This is a genomic window from Mesotoga sp. H07.pep.5.3 (assembly GCF_002752615.1).
In the GTDB taxonomy this organism is placed as follows: Bacteria; Thermotogota; Thermotogae; order Petrotogales; family Kosmotogaceae; genus Mesotoga; species Mesotoga prima.
Genome location: NZ_AYTV01000002.1, coordinates 54,351 through 74,613 on the forward strand (window position 1 = coordinate 54,351; position 20,263 = coordinate 74,613).

Here is a 20,263-nt window from a genome sequence, read left to right on the forward strand (position 1 = left end):
CCCGCTCTCTTCTATCTTAGTAAATCGCAACTCTATTTCGCAGAAACAATCTCGTTGAATCTATCAACACTCAAGACTTCAGGAGAATAACTTCCCGCAAGCCTCTCATATTGCTTGAGAAACGCTCTGAGGTGACTCTCCGACCCTCGAAGAAGGTTCTCGTAAACCGTTCTTGTTCTCGAGCCAATCTCTCCTGCAAGAAGTTCTTCGATGTCGGCAATGTCTATCTCTTCTATCAATAAACCTACCTCAACCGCATCCAGTAGGGACTTGCTACCCTTTTCAATTAGCTCGTCGTAAAGCTTTTGAAGCTCCGGATCAGTGAATACACCAATGTCGTTTTCACCGACTGGGTCTTCGAGACCAATCTCACCAATCAGTGAAAGAACAGCATCTGTATGCTGTTGCTCACTTTCGGCGATGTTCTTGAAGACGTTCACGTTCCACATTTCGTAGAGCACTGTATAAACATCACGGGCAAGCTTTTCTTCTTCCCTCATGAATACAATTCCGTCTTCCTCTGCGGTTAGCCCGCTAGCCAGCGCCATTGTACCAATAATAAGAACCATCAATATTGCCGAAAACACTCTCTTCATATTCAATACCTCCATTTTTTGGATCTCGAGTAGATACTAACCTTCCATTCTTAGAATCTCCTGAGAATCCTTGCTTATAGTTCGCTTAGAGTCCCGGCCTTATGCAAAACTGCTATAGGAATTATCTTGGCCTGGCAGTCAAGACGAAGTGTCATCCTCTCCAAAAGAGAGTGACTGAAGGATTAAGATGGTCTCAGTCTTTCTAGGCGGTCGACCATGGAGGTTAAGGATAGAACCTTTACAAGAGAAAGTCTTTTCAGCTAGTCCTCGAATGCCCTTCTGGCCGCTTTTAGCGCGACAGCCCTTGGAACGAGTCTTGATCCAGTTGCAATGACCTTGTTAATCACACCGCTTACCACACTTCTCTTACCTTTCTCAAAGGAATCAAGAGCTCTCCTAACAACTTCCTCGGGACTCATCGAGCCGGGAAGTTTCTTTCTGCCTCCCGAAGCAACGTCAAAGAATTCTGTCTTTGTCGGTCCGGGGGACAAAACCATCACCTTCAATCCTTTTGACTTAAGCTCCTCGCTAATCGCCTCGCTGAAACTCAGCACGAAGGCTTTTGTAGCTGCGTATACGGCCATACCAGGTATGGGAAGATAAGCTGCGGTAGAGGCCACGTTAATGACTCCTCCGCCGACGCCTACTCTGCATAAGGCATATTTCTTAGTCAAGAAGTAGAGTGCACCAACGTTTAACTTGATCATTTGCATCTCTCTATCTGTTTCGAGGTCCTCAAATGGGCCAATCATTCCAAACCCGGCGTTGTTTATCAAAAGGTCAACTCCGCCTAAGAGTCCCGATACTTCTAAGAGATCTCTTTGACATGTTAAGTCAGCCTTTATGGCCTTAGACTCGATTCCATAATCCCTTTCTATTCTGTTCGAAATTGCTTCAAGACGTTCATATCTTCTCGCCACAAGTACTGTTTCAAAGCCTTGTTTGGCCAGTTCATAAGAGAAGATTTCACCGATCCCCGACGATGCTCCCGTGATTAAAGCTTTCTTCAAATTGATCACCCCGGCTATTTAGACTCTTTCCAGCCATTATAGCTCTCTCAATTCCTGTTTGCTTTAACGGAAGAAAGCTGTGTGACTCCTTGCTGAATCTTGGGATGATAATATGATGAGGGTGGCAATGTTATTGTTTCTTGTTCTTGTAGGGAGCGTTTTCGCATCATGGATGCCGTTACAGGACTACTCTACGCTGAAGTACGTCTACAACAAGATAACGTACTTCGAGAACGGAGAGCAGAAGGAAATGATATACGGAGTGACAATAGATCGGGATGAAGATCAATACGTCCTGAATTACGATACTACCTGCTTTCTGCCACTCGAAACAGAACTCACCGCAGACATGATGTTCGGGCAGCAATTCTCTGTGAAGCTATTCACATTCTTGAATCCGATGTTTACTTTCGTGTATGACGCTATCGACCACGACGAGCAGATGAACACAAAGCTCTATGGATTTGGTACCTTGTAGTATGAAGGACAGCATTCCGTTCAGGGAAAGAATGAAACTTACACCGGAACGAAAGTCTCTCTCTATAATGAAGACGGAGAGCTATCAATGTACTGGATAATCGATCCGAATATACCTTTTGCTCTGGAGACTTTTATGGGAGAGGATTACGCGGAAGATTCAACTTTGATTGAACTCTGGAATTACAACACTGAACTGATCTCGGCTTTAGAGAAAGGCGCCTTATAAGGCGCCTTTTTTGTTTATAATTGTGAAGCAACAAAGTAGATTCGTCGTGTGGAAATCCTGGTTATTAAACCTGTTCTCTTCGAATATTCTCTTAATGCAATGTGTAAGGAGTTGTATTCTGAACATCAATGACTAAGATTTCCAGAAGGGGGGCATCAATATGGATTTGATCAGAGTAAGACACAGCCTGCACGAGATACCGGAAATAGGATTCAAAGAGTTTAAGACTCAATCATATATAATGAGTCTTCTGGATCGTCTCGATGTTCCCTACGAGAAGGTATCGGGTACCGGAATTTTGGCGCGTTGGAAGAAATCAAACGGTCCTTTCACTCTTTTCAGAGCCGATATGGACGCTCTACCGGTTTTCGAAGAAACGGGAGTAGAATTCAAGTCTAAGCATGACGGATTCATGCATGCTTGCGGCCATGACGTTCACATGACTATCCTTATTGGCCTGATCGAAAGAGTGGTTGCTGCAAATCTGAAACGAAACCTTTTGTTCCTCTTCCAGCCAGCAGAAGAGGGGGGCGGAGGTGCAGAAAGATGTATACCGGCGCTTGAGCAATACGTGATAGAGGAGGCATGGGCACTTCATGTTAACGATGAATTCCCTGAAGGAACTGTTTACTCAAGACCAGGCGTTCTCTTTGCTTCGGCTTTCGAAACGGACTGCACTTTCACGGGAAGGTCTGCACATGTCGCTTTTTATAGGGAGGGAAGAGACGCTATCGAGGGAGCTATGGATTTCCTGCAGAGAGTTTACTCCATTGAAAGAGGAGACTCCGTTCTCAGGTTCGGCTTAATCGAAGGGGGAAGGGTGAGAAACGTAGTAGCCGATTCTTGCACCCTTTACGGAACTGTGAGAACGAAAGCTTATGAGCTTTCGGAGAAGGCCATCTGCGAGCTCGAAGAGCTCGGTAGAGATGTTGCTTCAAGAAGAGAACTCGAGTTCAATCAGAAGATCGGATCGAAATATCCTCAAGTTCAGGTGGACAAAGACCTTTACGAAAAGCTTTGCGGTCTGGTCGACGTAAATCCTATAGAAATGAAATACGTAGGCGAAGACTTTGGTGTGATTGCTCTGAAGTATCCCTCGGTTCTTTTCTGGTTAGGCACTGGACGAGAGGAACGCCACGGTCTTCATAACTCAAAGTTCCTGCCTCAGGATTCAGTTATAGAAAAGGGAATTGAGATCTTCTGGAAGGTAGCCAGCAGCTGACTCAGATAATTTGAAACCTTCCGTCTGTCAATCTGAGTCTGAACTCTCTATTGCGATAGATAGGATCCGGTTCTGAATCCTCTGCCACCATGAAGACTGCTCCGGTTACTTCCGAAACTCTCAGAGTAGTATCGTCGGTTCTTTCGAACAGGAATACAGGAGTATCCATGTAACTCCTGTAAATTGGAGATACGCACCTCCCTCCAATTTTCATCTGACTGAAGAGCACTTCACTCATTCCCGAGAGTGCAACCGTTGAGATTATTTTGTCGTAAGGAGCGTCGCTTTCATAACCGTACCGTCCGTCACCAATCACAAGGCGAACGTTTTTCATACGATAACGTTCGAAATTTCTCGAAGCGACGAAAGCTACTTCTCTGTCCTTTTCTACGGTGATTACACTTCCATTCTTTGCCATCTTCCCAAGTATGCAGGCACAGAAACCCGTCCCCGTTCCCAGATCCAACACTCTATCTTCATCTCTCATTCCCAACTCCTCGATCATCGTCACGAGAAGCGACGGTTGGGTCGAAGTGGAGCATACTTTGCCAGAACTGCCAAAGCTCAAAAGGGCTATGTCCTCATATGCCCTGTCGCGCACTTCGGAAGAGACGAAATCGGCCCGATCAAGCTCCATCATGGCGGCCTCTATTCGCGGGTCTTTCAAGTATCCCAACTTCTTCAAGTATCTTATAAGATCAATCATCTCTTTTCTCATTCTTTTCCCCCTAAAAGAAGAGATACTTCACGGCATTTAGAATTACAATTGTCAGCAATATCCATCTCACAAAGCCACTTCCTTTTCTAATCGAAAGCTTCACTGCAAAATATGCGCCGATAACGTTCCCGGCAGCAAGAACCAAACCGGGAACCCAATATATCATCCCCTTTGAAAGGAAGACAACGAGAGCAAACACCGTGTAAACAAAAACAATTACTACCTTTGCGAAGTTCGTTTTCACAAGATCATACCCGTACGTGAGAGTTATTGCTCCAATCAAGAAGAAGCCCACACCTGCTTGCAAAAAACCACCATAGAAGCCCACTCCCAAAAAGATCAGCGCTGTAAGTAGTCGAGAAGGTTTCGAAATATTCGGTTTTCCTGGTTTCAGAAACACTAGAACTGCTACTGCAAGAAGCATCAATGCAATGACTTTCTCCAGGAGATCCTTCGGAATACTAGAGACGAACATAGAACCAATTACTGATCCAATTGTAGAAAACACAATCGCCGGAATGATCGAATTCTGAAGTCTGATTCCCGATGAATGAAAGGTCTTCATTCCAATGGCACTTTCGAACAATACTCCCAGTCTGTTTGTTGCATTTGCAACTGGAGGGGGTATTCCAATCCACATAAGCAACGGGAGTGTGACCATGGAGCCACCTCCCGCCATAACGTTCATGAAACCTGCTGCCACACCGGCAAGGTAAATCAAGACGATCTGCATAAATGTCATTTGGGTTTATTTCCTAGTGTGAAGAAGCTTTCGAGTCGTCCATGTCGATCTTCTTCATCAACTTCCTGAGAGAGGCCATAAGCGATGCGAACTCGGCCTCGGAAATATTCACCTGATTCGCAATTCTCAAAGGTATCGAAAGAGCCTTTTCTCTCATCTCTTTACCTTTATTGGTCAATCCAATATTGACGTGTCTTTCATCACCTTGAGATCTTTCTCTTGTTAGTAGGCCAAGTTTTTCCATTCTCTTTAGCAAAGGAGTAAGGGTCCCCGAATCGAGGAAAAGCCTTTCTCCCAGCTCCTTAACTGTAAGCGGTTCCTTTTCCCAAAGGACAAGCATAACCAGATATTGAGGATACGTAATACCAAACTCCGAAAGCACAGGCCTGTACAATCTAGTTATTCCTCGGGAACTGGAATATAGGGCAAAACATAGCTGATTGTCAAGTTTAAGAAGTTCCTCTCCACTGGGATCAGATGAGTTATTCTTCATTCACCTTACCGCCTCCACGATTGCAGAGCGAAATGTCTCTGGTTCCTCTTTTGGTTCGAACCTTCCAATAATCTCACCATTTCTATCTATCAAAAACTTCGTGAAGTTCCACTTCACTTTTCCCGAAAACTCCTTTTTTCCTCCGCCACTTGTCAGGTACTCATAAAGTGGATGAATGTTCTTTCCCTTTACATGAATCTTGGAAAACATGGGAAAGGTGATATTGAAGTTAGTGCTGCAAAACGTCTTTATCTCTTCATCACTTCCGGGCTCCTGACGAAGAAAATCGTTAGAGGGGAAACCCAAAACGACAAAGTCCTTTTCCTTGAATTCTTCATAAAGATGTTGCAGGCCTTCATACTGAGGTGTATATCCACATTTACTCGCAGTATTTACCAGCAGAACAACCTTACCTTTGAAGTCTTCCATAGACTTGTTCCAACCGTCAATAGTAGTTAGTTCAAAGTCATATATACTCATTACTTCACCTCCTATCTTATTGTACACTATTTAGTTGTATCATGCAAGTAATTTGCATAATAAGCCTTCTCAGTCAATTCACCTTTTGAGCCATGAAAAAATTGGTAGCTGCCGGAAAAAGAGTATTGAAAGCTTCTACATCGAAATCTGTAGTTGATCGATTTCTACTGCAGACAAATATAGCTCACATCCGGGTATTCGAGGCAAATGAGTAGGTAAAGTGTTATAAATGAATCATCATATCTGCTTCCTAGATTTTTCTTAAGTAGGTGTTAGTTCTTGATAGATGAGAATACGATTGTAAACAGAATCGAAGAAGCCCTTGTTAAGGCAAACACCATTCTGGATAATCGGGCGAGGGCCTTTCTGAATGACTACACTGGCCCATTTTCGGCTATCCTTCGGGAGAACGCAGTGATTTCGGAGGAGTCGGGACTGCCTTTATGCCAGGACACGGGGTTTATCGAATTCTTTGTATTCATGGGTCATGAAGTGATCCTTGAAAGACCGATCTCAGAAATCCTCGACCGTGCTGTAAGGAATGTATATTCAAGTAATCCTTACAGGTACTCAGTTGTAGCGGACCCTTTTCATCATAGAGAAAATACCGGCGACAATACCCCATCGGTAGTTCACACGTTCATCCAGACGGGGAAGAGACTAGAAATTCGTTTTCTGGTGAAGGGGGGAGGAAGCGAGAACCTGTCCAGGCTCTTCATGCTTAATCCAACGATAACTCAGCAGGAACTTGTAGATACAATTGTACACTCGGTCTTGGAAAACGGAGCAAGGGGCTGCCCTCCGCTGAAGATAGGAATAGGAATCGGTGGAAGCTCCGAAAAGTCGATGATTCTCTCGAAGCTCGCGCTGACAAGAGAGATAAACGCGGCGAATCCCGATCCCTACTATGCTATGCTGGAGGAACGGCTTCTCCGCGAGATAAATAATCTCGGGATCGGTTTTCAAGGCCTTGGCAAAGGTATTACTGCATACTCAGTGAGTATTGAGACTGCACCTACCCACATCGCTACTCTACCAGTTTCACTTGCGGTGGACTGCTATCTCTGCAGAAGGGGAGTGGTGGTCTTTGAAGATTGACCATCTTGTTTGCTGTCAGGAACTATGCTATACAGGCAAGCTACTGGTTATGAGAGATGCGGCCCAGATGCGTTTGAAAGAACTTCACGAACAAGACCGGCCTTTGCCTGTTAAGTTGGAGGGGGCAGTGGTTTTCTACGCCGGTCCGGCAAAGCCAACCAAGGAAAGCTTTGGAGCTATTGGACCTACTACTTCCATAAGGATGGACTGTTTTCTGGAAATGCTTTTTCAACAGGGTGTTCAGGCTACAATAGGTAAGGGAAAGAGATCGGATCTCTCAACCTCGCTGTGCAGAAGATACGGAAGAGCCTACCTTCTTGCACCGAGTGGAGCTGCAGCTTCGCTATCAAAAAGGATCAAATCGTTACGAGTCATCGCATACGAAGATCTGGGAACCGAAGCAATATATGAAATCGAAGTCGAAGACTTTCCGCTAATTGTTGCAACAGACAAGAATGGTCTGGATATCTTTTCTTTAGAATAGAAGGTGATTTAGTGAATGAAAGAGCGCTGAAACTTCACAAGGATCTCAGGGGAAAGCTTGAGGTAAGAAGCAGGGTGAAAGTTGATAGTATGGAGGCATTGTCTTTGGCATACACTCCGGGGGTCGCAGACGTTTGCCGCACAATCGAGAGAAAAAAGGAACTGGCATATGACTACACCAACAAGTGGAACTACGTCGCAGTTGTCTCAGATGGAACGGCGGTTCTGGGCCTCGGAGACATCGGCCCTGAGGCTGGTTTACCTGTAATGGAGGGAAAGGCAGTTCTTTTTAAGGAATTCGCCAATGTCGATGCCTTTCCTCTGTGTATAGATGTCCATACTGCGGAAGAGATCATTTTCTTTGTAAAGGCTCTCGCTCCAACCTTCGGAGGAATTAACCTGGAAGATATAGCTTCCCCGAAGTGTTTCTTCATCGAAAGAGAGCTCCAGAGAAGTCTCGATATTCCTGTCTTTCACGATGATCAACACGGAGCTGCAATAGTAGCAGTTGCCGCATTACGAAACGCGCTTAAAGTAGTTGGAAAAAAGATCGAAGAACTTAAGATCGCGACGGTTGGAGTCGGTGCTGCCGGCGGAGCAACCATCAAAATGCTTTTGGCCGCTGGCGCGAGGAACATTGTTGCTGTCGATAAGAACGGGATTCTCAATAGAAAAGACTCTCATACTCTTCTGAATGAGTTTCACTCAGAGATCGTTCGAGAAATCAACCCCGAAAACCTCAGCGGAGATCTTGAAGATGCAGTCAAGGGCGCCGATCTCTTCATTGGAACCTCCGTAGCAGGCCTTCTTACACCGGAAATGGTAAGACAAATGGCTCCCGATCCGATCGTGTTTGCACTGGCAAATCCTGTACCGGAAATCATGCCAGACCTCGCAAAAGGCGCAGGTGCAGCGATTGTCGCCACTGGCAGATCTGACTTCCCAAACCAGATAAACAATGTACTTGCCTTCCCCGGAATCTTCAGAGGCGCCCTAGATACCAGATCTAGTGAAATAAACGAAGCCATGAAGCTAGCTGCGACCAAAGCTCTCTCTTCAGCAGTACCTGAAGAAAATCTTTCTTCAGACTATATTCTACCGAAACCCTTTGAGCCTGGCATTGCGAGAAGGGTCGCCCTAGCCGTAGCGAAAGCATCGATCGAATCAGGTTGCTCACGATTACCAGGGCACACTGATCTTGATGAGCTAATAGATGGAGGATTGAAGAGGTACTAGCATTGCTCCATTATGAGAACCTCCTGGATCGGCGGGGGATTTTCAAATATGCATTCGATTGCATGTCTGCACGTTTTTGCATGCAATTTCATTCGTAGCTTTTCCACAGATTTCTTAAAATACTCTGTAATATACTTTCAATGAGAGTTTCCACGAGAAGCCGTCAGTTGGCATGTTGTTGCTTGCAATTTAGTAACGAATATAGATAGGGGGTGTACTCGGTGACCGAAAAATTCTCGAAAATCGCACTCAGGATGAAATCCAACGTCATTAGGGAGCTTCTAAAGGTTACTTCAAAACCAGGTATGATTTCTTTTGGAGGAGGCGTACCTGATCCTGACACATTTCCACGTTTTGAAATGGCTGAAATATCTAAAGAGATTCTAGAAAACGAATACAAGCTCACTCTTCAGTACGGATCAACAGAGGGAGACCCTATACTCAGGGAAGAGTATATATCTTTACTAAAGAGAGAGAGTGGAATAGAAGGAATCGACGTTGACAACCTGCTCGTTACAGTGGGCTCTCAAAGTGCGCTCGATCTGATTAGCAAGATCTTACTGGATGAAGATAGCATATATTTCGTCTCTAAGCCTGTTTACCTGGGGGCGGCTAGCGCCTTTTCTCTCAGATCAGATCGCCATGTCTACATGTCATTGCGCGAAGACGGTGCAGATATTGATGAAGTTGAACAAAACCTCCAGGACATAGAGAACAGAGGTGAACTCAACAAGGTTAAGTTTATCTACACCATTTCGAATTTCCACAATCCAGCTGGAGTAACGATGAGTCTTGAAAAGAGAAAGAGACTTGTCGAAATTGCAAATAAGTACGATGTTCTCATAGTTGAGGATGATCCTTACGGTGACTTGCGGTATGAGGGCAAACCAATCGATCCGATCTTCAAGATCGGGGGTCAGGAAAGGGTATTGCTGCTGAAGACATTCAGCAAGATACTGTCACCCGGACTAAGACTTGGCATTGTGGTTGGTAATAAGACTATTGTGAAGAAAATGGTAACTGCAAAGCAGGCTACTGATCTCTGTACTCCTAGTCTCACACAGCGAATAGCTGCGAGATATCTTCAGAGATATGACTTGCTCTCCCAAATAGAACCTACGATAGCCCTTTATAGAGAGAAAAAGGACCTAATGCTTGCTGAGCTGGAAAGAAGCTTTGGGAGTATGGAAGGGTTCCACTGGACCAAACCGGAAGGTGGTCTATTCATATGGTTCACTCTGCCCGAGGGATTCGATACGGCAGAAATGCTTGAAAGAGGAAAGGCAGCAAACATACTCTTTGTCCCGGGAGAGGCCTTCTCGTTGGACAACACATGCAATAATTCGATGCGATTGTCCTTCTGTCTTCCTCCCAGAGAAGATATTATAGAAGGGGTAAGAAGGCTGAAGAAGATCGTTGTGGAGTACGGCAAAGAGAAGAATCTTCTCTAAAGGAGTGAAAAGATGAAGATCCTTGCTATAAACCCCGGCTCAACTTCAACAAAGGTAGCTGTTTTCAATGACGAAGAGGAGATTGTTAGAGGTTCGATTCAGCACTTCTCGTCTCGGAATGATCGAAGTCAAGACATTCAAGATAGAGCAGAGGAAATCCTATCCTTCCTAAATGAAAGCAGTATTTCTTTCGATTTTGACGCCATTGCCTGTAGAGGAGGCATATTGCCACCTATGGAAAGCGGTACATATCTGGTAGACGATAAGATGGTAGATTTTCTCCTTCATCGCTCGGCAATTGATCACCCATCGAATCTTGCGGCTCCCATAGGTTTAAGGCTCTCTGAAGGGAAGATTCCCGTGTTTATAACAGATCCAATCTCCGTCGACGAGTTGTGCGAAGAGGCTCGTTTGTCAGGCCTTCCTCAACTTCCAAGAGTCTCTAGACTTCATGCGCTTAACATGAAAGCTGCCGCGAGACAAATAGCCTTTGATCTTGGGAGAGATGTCCAAAATCTCAATCTGGTAATCGCCCATCTGGGCGGAGGTATCTCTGTTGGCCTGCAGTTGAGAGGGAAGATGGTGGATGTCAACAACGCAACCGATGAGGGACCTTTCAGCCCAAACAGAACTGGGGAGCTTCCAGTAGGTGATGTAGTGGAAAAATGCTTTTCGGGAGAATACTCGGAAAGGGAGCTTCTCAACAGATACTTAAAATTTGGCGGACTTCTCGCCTATCTTGGAACCGACGATCTAAGAAAGGCGCTGGAATTTGCAAAAGAAGATGACGATGCAGCTCTAGTTGTAGACGCAATGGCTTATCAGATTGGGAAAGAGATCGGAGGAATGGTTGCTGTAGCTGGTGGTTCGATCGACGCAATTGTTTTGACCGGTGGGATTGCATACAATACTGAATTCGTCCAAAAGATTAAAGAATACATTGGGAAGTTCGCGCTGGTAGTCATAGAACCTGGCGAAAACGAGCTTCTTTCTCTTGCTCTAGGAGCAAAGAGAGTACTGGAAGGAACTGAAAAGGCAAGAACTTTTGATCCGGAGGTGGCAATGTGATTCCACATCTCTCACAACTCATAGATCAAGCTAAGAATAACCCAAAGACAGTTGCCATTGCAGCAGCTGAGGACTCAATAGTTCTGGCCGCGGCTAAAGAGGCTGCAGAGCATGGCATTGCATCGTTCATTCTATTTGGTCAAAAAAAGAAAATCGAGGAAATAAACAATGAGCTTGGCTTTTCTGAAGGCTTTACAATAGTCCACTGTTCCACAAAAATCGAATCAGTTGAAAAGGCAGTAAAGGCCGTTTCCTTAAAAGATGCAGAGATTCTTATGAAGGGCAATGTCAAGACCGGGGAACTTCTAGGCATCTATTTGAAAGATGAGTTTGGTCTCAAAACCGGAAGAACAATGAATCTAGTAACTGTTTTCGAGATAAAGAGATACCACAAGCTGCTACTTGTAACAGATGCAGGTATGGTTATCGCTCCTGATCTCAATCAAAAAGCCGATTCAATAATCAACTCGGTTTCTGTTGCGCGAGCGCTGGAAAACGAAAGACCGAAGGTTGCAGTTCTCGCGGCAATAGAGACTGTCAACCCAAAAATGCCCGCAACTACTGAGGCCGCGATTCTTTCACAGATGGCAAGGAGGGGGCAGCTTGGATCTGTCGATGTTGATGGCCCTTTTGCTCTAGACAACGCTATCTCACGTGAAGCTGCAGAGCACAAGGGGATTTCCAGTTCAGTGGCGGGCGATGCAGATATCTTGATAATGCCCGACATCGAAGCAGGTAATATCTTCTATAAAGCCATGGCATTTCTTTCTGAATGTCAGTTAGCAAGCACTGTAGTCGGGGGGAAAGCTCCGATAATACTCACTTCGCGTGCAGATTCAGCGGAAACAAAGTTGTACTCGATAGCTCTAAATGTCCTTCTTGCGGGAGTGATATGATGTCGGTTGTCTTGGTTATCAACCCCGGCTCGACTTCAACGAAATTGGCTCTATACAGAGATTCAGAGATGATTGGTGAGCATACGATTAGACACTCGCCTGACGAACTGAGTAAATTTCCTTCATTATACGAGCAGCGTGCATTCAGAAAGGCTTTAATTGTAAGGTTCTTGGAATCAGTGAAACACCCGCTCTCGGAAATCGATGCAATCATCGGGAGAGGTGGGATGCTCCGCCCTCTCGAAGGTGGTACATACGCGGTAAACGAAGAAATGATAGAAGACCTTAGATTGGCAAAATACGGTGAACATGCTTCTAATCTTGGAGCAATACTGGCAAACGAGCTTTCTCTCGAAAGCGGAAAGGGAATCCCGGCTTACATAGCCGATCCGGTTGTAGTAGATGAAATGGAACCTGTCGCGAAATTTTCGGGACATCCGGACTATACGAGGAGATCGATATTTCACGCTTTGAATCAGAAAGCAGTTGCAAGGGAAGTAGCATCGAGGTATGGAAAGAAGTATGAAGAGATGAATTTCGTTGTGGTTCATATGGGCGGCGGGATTTCCATCGGTGCTCACAGAAGGGGAAGGGTGGTCGATGTAAACAACGCTCTAAATGGAGACGGGCCGTTCAGCCCGGAAAGAGCGGGGACTCTCCCTCTCACTGGTTTGATAAAGCTATGTTTCTCTAATGAATATACCAAGGATGAAATCAGAAAATTAATAAAGGGAAAAGGCGGCCTCATGGCTTATACGGGGACCAGTGATTGTCAGAAAGTTCAGCAAGCAATACTAGACGGAGATCGGGAATCTGAACTAGCTTATAAGGCAATGGCATACCAGATTGTTAAGTGGGTAGGAAGAATGGCAGCAGCACTATCCGGCGAAGTGGATGCGATAATAATAACCGGCGGAATAGCTTATGATAGTAGATTTATGGTTCCGTGGTTGACAGAGAAACTGAGCTTTATCGCACCCATAAACGTTGTTCCAGGTGGAAACGAAGAGCTATCTCTTGCCGTCGCGTGTTTGAGAGTACTTGAAGGAAGCGAGAAAGCAAAACAATACAGGGGGAAATCGTGAACTTCACTAAAAAGATCCTTATCTTCATGGGGATGTTTGGAAGCGGAAAGACGGAAATTGCGCTTAACGTATCCAGGCTACTCACAAAAAAGGGAGAACGGGTCGCGCTTGCAGACATTGATACTGTAAGCCCATACTATAGATCTCGCGATATGAGAGACCTCTTTGAACAGCTCGGAATAAAGATCATCGCTCCAAAAGGAAAATTGGCAAACGCGGATTTGCCAATAATTCCTCCGGAGATTTTCGGCTATGTAGAGAACCCAGAGTTCAGGGTTGTCCTTGACGTTGGAGGAAGTGATGACGGTGCCGTCGTCCTATCCTCACTGAGCTCAAGGCTTCCGTATGACAACTGTGAAACATTTTACGTGTTAAATCGTTTTAGGCCATTCAATGACACCGTAGAGAACGCCGCTTCTCACTTTTTCAGACTTCAAGAAAAGTCGAGGATGAAAATTAACTACCTTGTGAACAACACCAACATTGGTCCTGAAACTACCTCAGAGACGATCGACAAGGGTGAGGAGTTCGTGAAACAACTGTCCGAAAAAGTTTCTGTTCCTGTAGCTTTCACGGTTGTCATGAATGGCTTGAATAGAGAACCGCGCTTGTTTGAGCAGCTTGAAATTAAGAAATATATGTTGAATCCATGGGAGGTAGAACAATGAGCAAAAACTTCGTGAAGATTGACGAAGAGCGTTGCAAAGGCTGCGGCCTATGCATCAACTTCTGCCCGAAGAAAGTACTGAGCTTTTCGGACAAATTCAATAGCAAAGGATATCGTCCTGCTCAGCTGCATGATCTCGAAAACTGTATCGGATGCGGATTCTGTTATATGATGTGTCCAGATGCAGCAATAACCGTCTTCAAAGAAACGGCCGAGGTATAGGGGGGAGATTATGGCTGAAAAGATTATGGTAAAAGGGAATGAGGCAATGGCTGAAGCTGCAGTAAGAGCCGGTTGTAGATTGTATTTTGGCTATCCCATTACCCCACAGTCGGAATTTACAGAATACATGGCGAGAAGGATGCCAGAAGTCGATGGCGTCTTCCTTCAATCCGAGAGTGAAGTTGCTGCAGTAAATATGGTCTACGGCGCCGCATGTACGGGTCACAGGGTTATGACATCCACATCCAGTCCGGGTTTTAGTTTAATGCAGGAAGGTGTTTCTTACATTGCCGGGGCGAAGTTGCCGGCTGTGTTTGTAAATGTTGTCAGAGGTGGCCCTGGACTTGGTGATATCCAGCCTGCCCAGAGCGATTACTTCCAGTCCACCAAAGGCGGAGGTCACGGCGATTACCACTTGATTGTTCTAGCGCCGGGGAGTATTCAGGAAGCTGTTGATCTCATGGAAACTGCTTTCAGACTAGCGGACAATTACAGAGTCCCGGTTATGATGCTTGCCGACGGAATGCTTGGTCAGATGATGGAGCCAGTTGTCTTCCCAGAGTTTGTCAAACTCGAGGAAATCAACGATCATTCAAGCTGGGCGTTAAGAGGCGCTGATGGAAGAGAACCTCATAAAGTTACTTCTTTCGATATCGATCCCGTTAGACTCGAAGAGATGAATACTGAAACACACAAGGTCTACGAAAAGATTAGATCAAAAGAAATCCGTTTCGAGACTCATGACCTTGAAGATGCCGATTATATTCTTGTTGGATATGGAACTATGGGAAGGATTCTTGGAAGCGTTGTTAAGACGGCAAGAAAACAGGGCATAAAAGTTGGGCTTTTCAGACCGGTCTCTCTTTGGCCCTTTCCATATGATGAGCTGAAAAAGGCCGCAAGGGGAAAGAAGTTCTGCACAGTTGTAGAGATGTCAACGGGTCAAATGGTAGAGGATGTTCGTCTTTCAGTTGAGGGAAGCTTACCAGTGTATTTCTACGGAAGAACTGGCGGAATGGTCCCGACACCTGACGAAGTCTTCAGGGAACTCGTCAGACTTATAGGATGAGGTGATTATATGGAAAAAGCGACATACAAGAAACCCAAATCGCTTGCTGAGAAGGAATTTTCCTATTGCCCAGGATGTCACCACGGCATTATTCATAGACTCGTAGCGGAAGTCATCGATGAACTGGATATTCAGGGAAAGACTCTTATGGTTGCTCCAGTTGGATGTTCAGTTTTCGCGTACGAGTTCTTCGATATTGACGGTACGGTTGCCCCCCACGGAAGAGCTCCGGCAGTTGCAACTGGAATGAAACGGGCAATGCCGGAGAAAATGGTCTTCACTTACCAGGGCGACGGAGATCTCGCCGCAATTGGAACGGCTGAGATCATTCACGCCGCAAACAGAGGTGAAAAGATCACAACGATCTTCGTTAACAATGCGATATATGGAATGACGGGAGGTCAGATGGCCCCTACTTCCCTCCTTGGAATGAAGACGACAACTTCACCGTACGGAAGAAAAGCTGAGACTGAAGGTTTCCCAATTCATGTCTCGGAGTTACTAAAAGAGACCGCAGGAATAGTCTATCTCGAAAGAGTTTCCGTAAGCTCGCCTCAAGAAGTAATTAAGGCGAAGGCTGCAATAAAGAAGGCGTTCATTGCGCAGAAGAAGGGCCTGGGATTCTCGTTGGTCGAAGTTCTATCAACCTGTCCCACAAATTGGGGGCTTGACCCGATAGAGTCCATCAAATGGCTAAACGAAAACATGAAAAAAGAATACCCAGAAGGTGTATTTGTCGACAAGGTCGGTGATATTAGATGAGTGAACATCTTCTGATAGCAGCGGGATTTGGCGGACAGGGAGTTATGTTGATCGGACAGATTCTGGCAACGGCTGGGATGTTCGACAACAAGCACACAACCTGGCTACCCTCATACGGCCCCGAGATGCGTGGAGGGACGGCCAACTGTACCGTAGTTGTAAGTGATGAACCTATCGCCTCTCCGATAACAAATACGCCAAATGAATTGATTATTATGAATATTCCCTCTCTCATAAAGTTTGAGAAAGAGATCCAGTCTGATGGACTGATGGTGATAAACACATCGGTTGTTGACAGAGATACGATTAGAGATGACATCTCCATAATAAAAGTAGATGCTAATGCTATCGCTGAGAAGTTGGGCAATCTCAAAGTAGCCAATATGGTTGTTCTTGGAGCATATCTCAAAAAGACGGGCGCAGTTACTCTTGAAGGTGTAAAAAAAGCGCTTGAAGAAAAACTTACCGGAAGCAAAGCTGCTCTTGTAAACCTGAACATTAGGGCAATTGAAGAAGGGATGAAATCAGTAAGCTGATCTCATTTAATGGGACGTACCTTAGGGTACGTCCTTATGCTGTTCATATGATTGCTTACGCGATTCAAACATGTTAGTGCGCTGGTTCGCAAAATGGATGTATAATCTTGCTAAGGTATTCTCTGGAGGACTAAAATGGAATCTGAAAACTTCTGGACAGCACTTTTCTTAACTTCTTTTGCGGGCCTCTCCACTGGAATCGGTAGCATTCTTGCAATTTTCACAAAGAAAACCAATACGGGATTTCTTTCAGTTTCACTGGGCTTCTCGGCCGGGATAATGATCTACGTATCCTTCGTGGAGATCTTTGTCAAGAGTGGTGAATCTCTCCAGAAGGCTATGGGAGATGGCATAAGCAACTGGGTCAATGTGATTGCTTTTTTCGGAGGCATAGGTGTTATTGCTCTGATCGACTTTCTCGTGCCTAAGGCAGAGAATCCTCACGAAATGAGAGACGTCGACGAAATGGAAGCAAGCAGTAAGACTCTATTGAGAATGGGCGTCTTCGTTGCCCTTGCAATTGCCATTCATAATTTTCCGGAGGGGCTCGCGACATTTCTAGCTGCCTTAGAAGAGCCTTCTCTTGGAATACCAATAGCGTTCGCCATAGCTATTCACAACATTCCAGAGGGAATAGCTGTAGCTGTTCCGATATACCATGCAACGGGTAGCAGAAAGAAAGCCTTCTTGTATTCGTTTCTCTCCGGTCTTGCAGAACCTGCAGGCGCTTTGATCGGCTTCTCTTTGATTAACATTCTGTTCAACGAGATCGCGTTTGGTGTCGTATTTGCCGGTGTCGCTGGAATCATGGTTTACATTTCCCTTGATGAGCTTTTGCCTTCGGCAGAGAAGTATGGTAAACACCATCTGTCGATTTCGGGATTGATAGCGGGGATGGGTCTTATGGCAATAAGCTTGCTACTACTGTAAATTGCCAATCATATAACTACATCTGGCTATTCTATGAGAAACTGCTTGACGCGGGTTTGTGATCGCTCTGTGATTTGCTCGGTTCAATAAGTGTTACAATAATATGCGAAATTCCCAAGCTTTGGAGGTGCTTCGTTTGAACTGGTTAAACAAAGTGGAAGTTCGGTCAAGTACGGCCTGCGACCTTCTTCACGGTATGTTCAGATTGAACAACAACGACAGATTCCTCGAGCTCTTCGCTTCTCCGCAGTTCAAGGGAAAGTTTGAACCTTACAGGAACATACAGACATGGGTAACAGAAACAAGGGAACTATTGACCTCCGATATTGTAGAAAAACTGAAGGAGTTTTTCGACTGGGAAACATTTCTTGGAATGTGTCTGCTTCCAGATATTACCCATTCAAATCTCGAGAGTGCCAGCCATTTGATCGAATTTGTTCAAGAGATGCCTGAAAGAGTTCTTTTAATTCACTTCATCTATTCGGGTTATGGACCTCGAATGGGCACTGTCGATATGGATACTTTCGACAAAATCATGAAGAATGATAGAGATATGCTTCTCTTCGTATCTAACGATATGTCATTTTCGACCGAAAGGAAGGCTATCCTATTTGAGATGTTGTCTCACCCTGAAAGAACAAAGGAGGATCTACTTTACTTACTGGAGTGGTTCTACGAAAACGTGTTCTCGACAATAGAACCTAGAATAGCAAAGATTCATTCAAAGGCGGTCAATGAAATCGAAAGGGAAATTAGTGCTACTGGTGAGAAATTTCTTAGGACAATCATAAAAAACATCGACTTCACTCGTAGTGAAGTACTTGAGAGGACCGTTATCTGTCCCAGTTATTTCTCGGAATTCCTTATTTCAAACGCCAGTATCCCTTTTGTAAAAGAAGATATGTACACCATCGGCTTTCGCTTCAAAGAAGTAATGGCAGTTCCTAAAGAGGCCCTGGAAATAACAGCGGAAACCTTCGATGCCCTTGCACACGAAAAGAGATTGGCGATAATAAGATACCTCTCGACGGGACGATCTTCAGGGAACGAGTTGGCGAGAGCGCTTAACCTTTCCAACTATGAGGTGGGGGAACATATAGGTATCCTTCGCGAAGCCGGCATGGTGTTAGCCAAAAAAGCGAACCAGGTAACGTATTTTACACTCGACAAAGCAATCGTGAGGCAAGAAATCTCTAGAGCACTTGAAGATCTTCTTGAATCGAGCTAAGACTAGTGATCTTCTTTCAGCTTACGATGCATTATCTCTATCTCGAGCAAGCGGAGCTTCCTGAATGACTTTTCATCTTTTTGGTTCTTGAGAAGCTGTAGAGCAACCTTGGCACCGATCGATGCAAGACTTCCCAGAGTCTTCCCCGTTGTATACCATTGTTTCAACGGAGTCTCTTTGAGAATTATTTCAACCGGTGTCACCGATTCCCCCTTCATTACAACACTATGTGGCCTAAAGCTCTTCTTCTGCCTATCGAGCTTTTTCTCGAGGTTATCGCACATCTTCTTTATGCTGCTCAGTGAAACCAGACTCTCAACCGAATAGTCAGACACAATCCTCGTTTTTAGAGAAAAATCATATAATTCGAGAGCATCTCTAATATCTGCTTTTTCTTCAGCTGCTTCTCTTCTTTCATTTTGAAAGCTGGAATGAAGTTGAATGCCCCGATTCTTAAGTTGAATACGTTTCTCATCGCTCATACTTCTAACGCATCCTTTTCCGTTTCTGTCATGATTCTTGTAACTTCGAACTTCAGATCTTCGTCTATGAGAGAAAAGATATAACCATAAACATAATTAAAATACTGCATGGTAGGGCCATCAAAATACGAAGTGTTGAGAGATCCAATTCTCTCTTTAAGAATCACGGGAAGAGAACTCCCACTTTTGGACAGCTCCTTTTCGTTTTCGGAGAATTCATCAATAAGCTTTTTCAATCTCTCTATAGCCTTCCTATTATACCTGGCGTATCTTGCGCTTCTAAGAGATTCGACTTTTTCTTCAGCCATCCTGTAGAACCCGTTCTTCACTTCTCGATACCTCTCGTTCTGACCTTCATCTAGAATAGATAAGTCGAGCCCGGTCTCCAGTCTTGCCGCATTGTTCATTTCATCCCTTATAGCCATTTCATCATTTGAAGCCCTAATTCCTTCCAAAACACTTTCAAGCTCTTTCAGAATCTCCTCATTACGCTCGTACCGCTTACGCTCGAGCTCCATATCCCTTTCCTTTCTCAGAGAGTAGAACTCCTGCTGAGCTTGAACAAGCCTCTTTGAATACTCAGTGACAACTCCTATGGAATTTGTGCTAGAAGCAGCCCCAAACTCCTTCAATAGTCTTTCCCCTCGAAGAAAGACTTCCTCCACTTCCTTCTCGCTCTTAGCATCTCTTAGATCGGAAAACACTTTGTCCATCGCAAGCTTGAAGAACTCCAGATTCTCCGGAAACTTGCTTGTCGCAGCACCGAGGACAAGCCTGCTTTCGAAGTCCTGATTGCGTTGCTGTAGTTCCTTCAAGCGACGCAGATAATCCTCAGGACCCGGCTCCTTTCGAAACTTGATTGCGTAGGGACCTAGAAAGATACCTCCCTCTCTCAATATCAACCTGTATGCAACATAGCCAAGCAAAATCGCCACGACTATCAGCAGAAAAAGCATAGGAATCCCTCCTGTAACATACCTTCAAATAGGATAATACCATTTTTCGATTGTAAGCGGGTCAAACAAGTACTGACAACCACCGACGCTTTTTATGAATACGAGCTGCAACAGTAGGGACACTCGC

General features: G+C 44.9%; 25 protein-coding genes. 17 read left to right on the top strand and 8 right to left on the bottom strand.

All coding sequences use genetic code 11. The features are described 5' to 3' along the window. Positions 1–32 precede the first annotated feature (32 nt). Positions 33–596 (bottom strand): DUF2202 domain-containing protein, encoded by a 564-nt coding sequence (locus tag V513_RS01235; protein ID WP_099771351.1) that lies wholly within the window; start codon positions 594–596, stop codon positions 33–35. A 260-nt stretch (positions 597–856) separates the two neighbouring features. Continuing rightward, positions 857–1,615, bottom strand: a complete 759-nt coding sequence (locus tag V513_RS01240) for an SDR family NAD(P)-dependent oxidoreductase (protein WP_099771352.1) — start codon at positions 1,613–1,615, stop codon at positions 857–859. A 118-nt stretch (positions 1,616–1,733) separates the two neighbouring features. On the opposite strand from V513_RS01240, the gene V513_RS14070 reads away from it, so the two are divergent. From V513_RS14070 to V513_RS01250, 3 genes are all read left to right on the top strand, one after another. Continuing rightward, entirely contained in the window at positions 1,734–2,084 is a 351-nt protein-coding gene (locus tag V513_RS14070; protein WP_257211859.1) for a hypothetical protein, read from the top strand. Between the two features lie 87 nt (positions 2,085–2,171). Further along, a complete protein-coding gene (locus V513_RS14075; RefSeq protein WP_257211860.1) occupies positions 2,172–2,312 on the top strand; it encodes a hypothetical protein in 141 nt (46 codons plus the stop codon). 160 nt (positions 2,313–2,472) lie between these two features. After that, positions 2,473–3,534, top strand: coding sequence for an amidohydrolase (locus tag V513_RS01250; RefSeq protein ID WP_099771353.1), 1,062 nt, complete (start codon positions 2,473–2,475; stop codon positions 3,532–3,534). Position 3,535: 1 nt separating this feature from the next. Here the strand turns inward: V513_RS01250 and V513_RS01255 are convergent, their stop codons facing one another. From V513_RS01255 to V513_RS01270, 4 genes are read right to left on the bottom strand one after another with little or no spacing between them, the layout of a single operon-like run. After that, positions 3,536–4,252, bottom strand: a complete 717-nt coding sequence (locus V513_RS01255) for a protein-L-isoaspartate O-methyltransferase family protein (RefSeq protein WP_099771354.1) — start codon at positions 4,250–4,252, stop codon at positions 3,536–3,538. 10 nt (positions 4,253–4,262) lie between these two features. Then, positions 4,263–4,994, bottom strand: a complete 732-nt coding sequence (locus V513_RS01260) for a sulfite exporter TauE/SafE family protein (protein WP_099771355.1) — start codon at positions 4,992–4,994, stop codon at positions 4,263–4,265. A gap of 13 nt (positions 4,995–5,007) precedes the next feature. Beyond that, entirely contained in the window at positions 5,008–5,487 is a 480-nt protein-coding gene (locus V513_RS01265; protein ID WP_099771356.1) for a MarR family winged helix-turn-helix transcriptional regulator, read from the bottom strand. Next, positions 5,488–5,967: a glutathione peroxidase gene (locus V513_RS01270; RefSeq protein WP_099771357.1), complete on the bottom strand. Its 480-nt coding sequence runs from the start codon at positions 5,965–5,967 to the stop codon at positions 5,488–5,490. Positions 5,968–6,246: 279 nt separating this feature from the next. Here V513_RS01270 and V513_RS01275 point away from each other — a divergent pair, with 279 nt between their 5' ends. The 14 genes from V513_RS01275 to V513_RS01340 all read left to right on the top strand — a co-directional run bounded on the left by V513_RS01275 (position 6,247) and on the right by V513_RS01340 (position 18,698). Continuing rightward, a complete protein-coding gene (locus V513_RS01275) occupies positions 6,247–7,065 on the top strand; it encodes a fumarate hydratase (RefSeq protein ID WP_099771358.1) in 819 nt (272 codons plus the stop codon). After that, positions 7,055–7,549: a FumA C-terminus/TtdB family hydratase beta subunit gene (locus V513_RS01280; protein ID WP_099771359.1), complete on the top strand. Its 495-nt coding sequence runs from the start codon at positions 7,055–7,057 to the stop codon at positions 7,547–7,549. The genes V513_RS01275 and V513_RS01280 overlap by 11 nt, the downstream gene beginning before the upstream one ends. A gap of 11 nt (positions 7,550–7,560) precedes the next feature. Continuing rightward, a complete protein-coding gene (locus V513_RS01285; protein ID WP_099771360.1) occupies positions 7,561–8,784 on the top strand; it encodes an NAD(P)-dependent malic enzyme in 1,224 nt (407 codons plus the stop codon). Between the two features lie 221 nt (positions 8,785–9,005). After that, on the top strand, positions 9,006–10,235 hold the full coding sequence (locus tag V513_RS01290; protein WP_099771361.1) for an aminotransferase-like domain-containing protein: 1,230 nt from the start codon (positions 9,006–9,008) through the stop codon (positions 10,233–10,235). A gap of 12 nt (positions 10,236–10,247) precedes the next feature. Next, positions 10,248–11,303 (top strand): butyrate kinase, encoded by a 1,056-nt coding sequence (gene buk / locus V513_RS01295; protein ID WP_099771362.1) that lies wholly within the window; start codon positions 10,248–10,250, stop codon positions 11,301–11,303. Next, positions 11,300–12,199: a bifunctional enoyl-CoA hydratase/phosphate acetyltransferase gene (locus tag V513_RS01300; protein ID WP_099771363.1), complete on the top strand. Its 900-nt coding sequence runs from the start codon at positions 11,300–11,302 to the stop codon at positions 12,197–12,199. Before buk (V513_RS01295) ends, V513_RS01300 begins: the two co-directional genes overlap by 4 nt. Then, positions 12,199–13,284, top strand: a complete 1,086-nt coding sequence (gene buk / locus V513_RS01305; protein ID WP_099771364.1) for a butyrate kinase — start codon at positions 12,199–12,201, stop codon at positions 13,282–13,284. Before V513_RS01300 ends, buk (V513_RS01305) begins: the two co-directional genes overlap by 1 nt. Next, positions 13,281–13,952: a nucleotide-binding protein gene (locus tag V513_RS01310; RefSeq protein WP_099771365.1), complete on the top strand. Its 672-nt coding sequence runs from the start codon at positions 13,281–13,283 to the stop codon at positions 13,950–13,952. Before buk (V513_RS01305) ends, V513_RS01310 begins: the two co-directional genes overlap by 4 nt. After that, on the top strand, positions 13,949–14,173 hold the full coding sequence (locus tag V513_RS01315; RefSeq protein ID WP_014731012.1) for a 4Fe-4S dicluster domain-containing protein: 225 nt from the start codon (positions 13,949–13,951) through the stop codon (positions 14,171–14,173). The genes V513_RS01310 and V513_RS01315 overlap by 4 nt, the downstream gene beginning before the upstream one ends. Before the next feature lie 10 nt (positions 14,174–14,183). Further along, a complete protein-coding gene (locus tag V513_RS01320; RefSeq protein WP_099771366.1) occupies positions 14,184–15,242 on the top strand; it encodes a 3-methyl-2-oxobutanoate dehydrogenase subunit VorB in 1,059 nt (352 codons plus the stop codon). Between the two features lie 9 nt (positions 15,243–15,251). Beyond that, positions 15,252–16,004 (top strand): thiamine pyrophosphate-dependent enzyme, encoded by a 753-nt coding sequence (locus tag V513_RS01325; RefSeq protein WP_014731014.1) that lies wholly within the window; start codon positions 15,252–15,254, stop codon positions 16,002–16,004. After that, entirely contained in the window at positions 16,001–16,540 is a 540-nt protein-coding gene (locus tag V513_RS01330) for a 2-oxoacid:acceptor oxidoreductase family protein (RefSeq protein WP_099771367.1), read from the top strand. The genes V513_RS01325 and V513_RS01330 overlap by 4 nt, the downstream gene beginning before the upstream one ends. A 135-nt stretch (positions 16,541–16,675) precedes the next feature. Beyond that, positions 16,676–17,470, top strand: coding sequence for a zinc transporter ZupT (gene zupT / locus V513_RS01335; protein WP_006486808.1), 795 nt, complete (start codon positions 16,676–16,678; stop codon positions 17,468–17,470). A gap of 127 nt (positions 17,471–17,597) precedes the next feature. Continuing rightward, positions 17,598–18,698 carry an ArsR/SmtB family transcription factor gene (locus V513_RS01340; protein WP_257211886.1) on the top strand — a complete coding sequence of 367 codons (1,101 nt, stop codon included), beginning with the start codon at positions 17,598–17,600 and terminating at the stop codon, positions 18,696–18,698. Between the two features lie 2 nt (positions 18,699–18,700). On the opposite strand, the gene V513_RS01345 is transcribed toward V513_RS01340, so the two are convergent. Further along, positions 18,701–19,180 (bottom strand): hypothetical protein, encoded by a 480-nt coding sequence (locus V513_RS01345; RefSeq protein WP_099771369.1) that lies wholly within the window; start codon positions 19,178–19,180, stop codon positions 18,701–18,703. After that, entirely contained in the window at positions 19,177–20,136 is a 960-nt protein-coding gene (locus tag V513_RS01350) for a hypothetical protein (RefSeq protein WP_099771370.1), read from the bottom strand. Before V513_RS01350 ends, V513_RS01345 begins: the two co-directional genes overlap by 4 nt. Positions 20,137–20,263 lie beyond the last annotated feature (127 nt).

Excerpts from the sequence above, each read along its gene's own strand:
- V513_RS01235 (WP_099771351.1), bottom strand. The coding sequence starts at position 596 with ATGAAGAGAGTGTTTTCGGCAATATTGATGGTTCTTATTATTGGTACA.
- V513_RS14070 (WP_257211859.1), top strand. The coding sequence starts at position 1,734 with ATGTTATTGTTTCTTGTTCTTGTAGGGAGCGTTTTCGCATCATGGATG.
- V513_RS14075 (WP_257211860.1), top strand. The coding sequence starts at position 2,172 with ATGTACTGGATAATCGATCCGAATATACCTTTTGCTCTGGAGACTTTT.
- V513_RS01250 (WP_099771353.1), top strand. The coding sequence starts at position 2,473 with ATGGATTTGATCAGAGTAAGACACAGCCTGCACGAGATACCGGAAATA.
- V513_RS01255 (WP_099771354.1), bottom strand. The coding sequence starts at position 4,252 with ATGAGAAAAGAGATGATTGATCTTATAAGATACTTGAAGAAGTTGGGA.
- V513_RS01260 (WP_099771355.1), bottom strand. The coding sequence starts at position 4,994 with ATGACATTTATGCAGATCGTCTTGATTTACCTTGCCGGTGTGGCAGCA.
- V513_RS01265 (WP_099771356.1), bottom strand. The coding sequence starts at position 5,487 with ATGAAGAATAACTCATCTGATCCCAGTGGAGAGGAACTTCTTAAACTT.
- V513_RS01270 (WP_099771357.1), bottom strand. The coding sequence starts at position 5,967 with ATGAGTATATATGACTTTGAACTAACTACTATTGACGGTTGGAACAAG.
- buk (WP_099771362.1), top strand. The coding sequence starts at position 10,248 with ATGAAGATCCTTGCTATAAACCCCGGCTCAACTTCAACAAAGGTAGCT.
- buk (WP_099771364.1), top strand. The coding sequence starts at position 12,199 with ATGTCGGTTGTCTTGGTTATCAACCCCGGCTCGACTTCAACGAAATTG.
- V513_RS01315 (WP_014731012.1), top strand. The coding sequence starts at position 13,949 with ATGAGCAAAAACTTCGTGAAGATTGACGAAGAGCGTTGCAAAGGCTGC.
- V513_RS01320 (WP_099771366.1), top strand. The coding sequence starts at position 14,184 with ATGGCTGAAAAGATTATGGTAAAAGGGAATGAGGCAATGGCTGAAGCT.
- V513_RS01325 (WP_014731014.1), top strand. The coding sequence starts at position 15,252 with ATGGAAAAAGCGACATACAAGAAACCCAAATCGCTTGCTGAGAAGGAA.
- V513_RS01330 (WP_099771367.1), top strand. The coding sequence starts at position 16,001 with ATGAGTGAACATCTTCTGATAGCAGCGGGATTTGGCGGACAGGGAGTT.
- zupT (WP_006486808.1), top strand. The coding sequence starts at position 16,676 with ATGGAATCTGAAAACTTCTGGACAGCACTTTTCTTAACTTCTTTTGCG.
- V513_RS01345 (WP_099771369.1), bottom strand. The coding sequence starts at position 19,180 with ATGAGCGATGAGAAACGTATTCAACTTAAGAATCGGGGCATTCAACTT.
- V513_RS01350 (WP_099771370.1), bottom strand. The coding sequence starts at position 20,136 with ATGCTTTTTCTGCTGATAGTCGTGGCGATTTTGCTTGGCTATGTTGCA.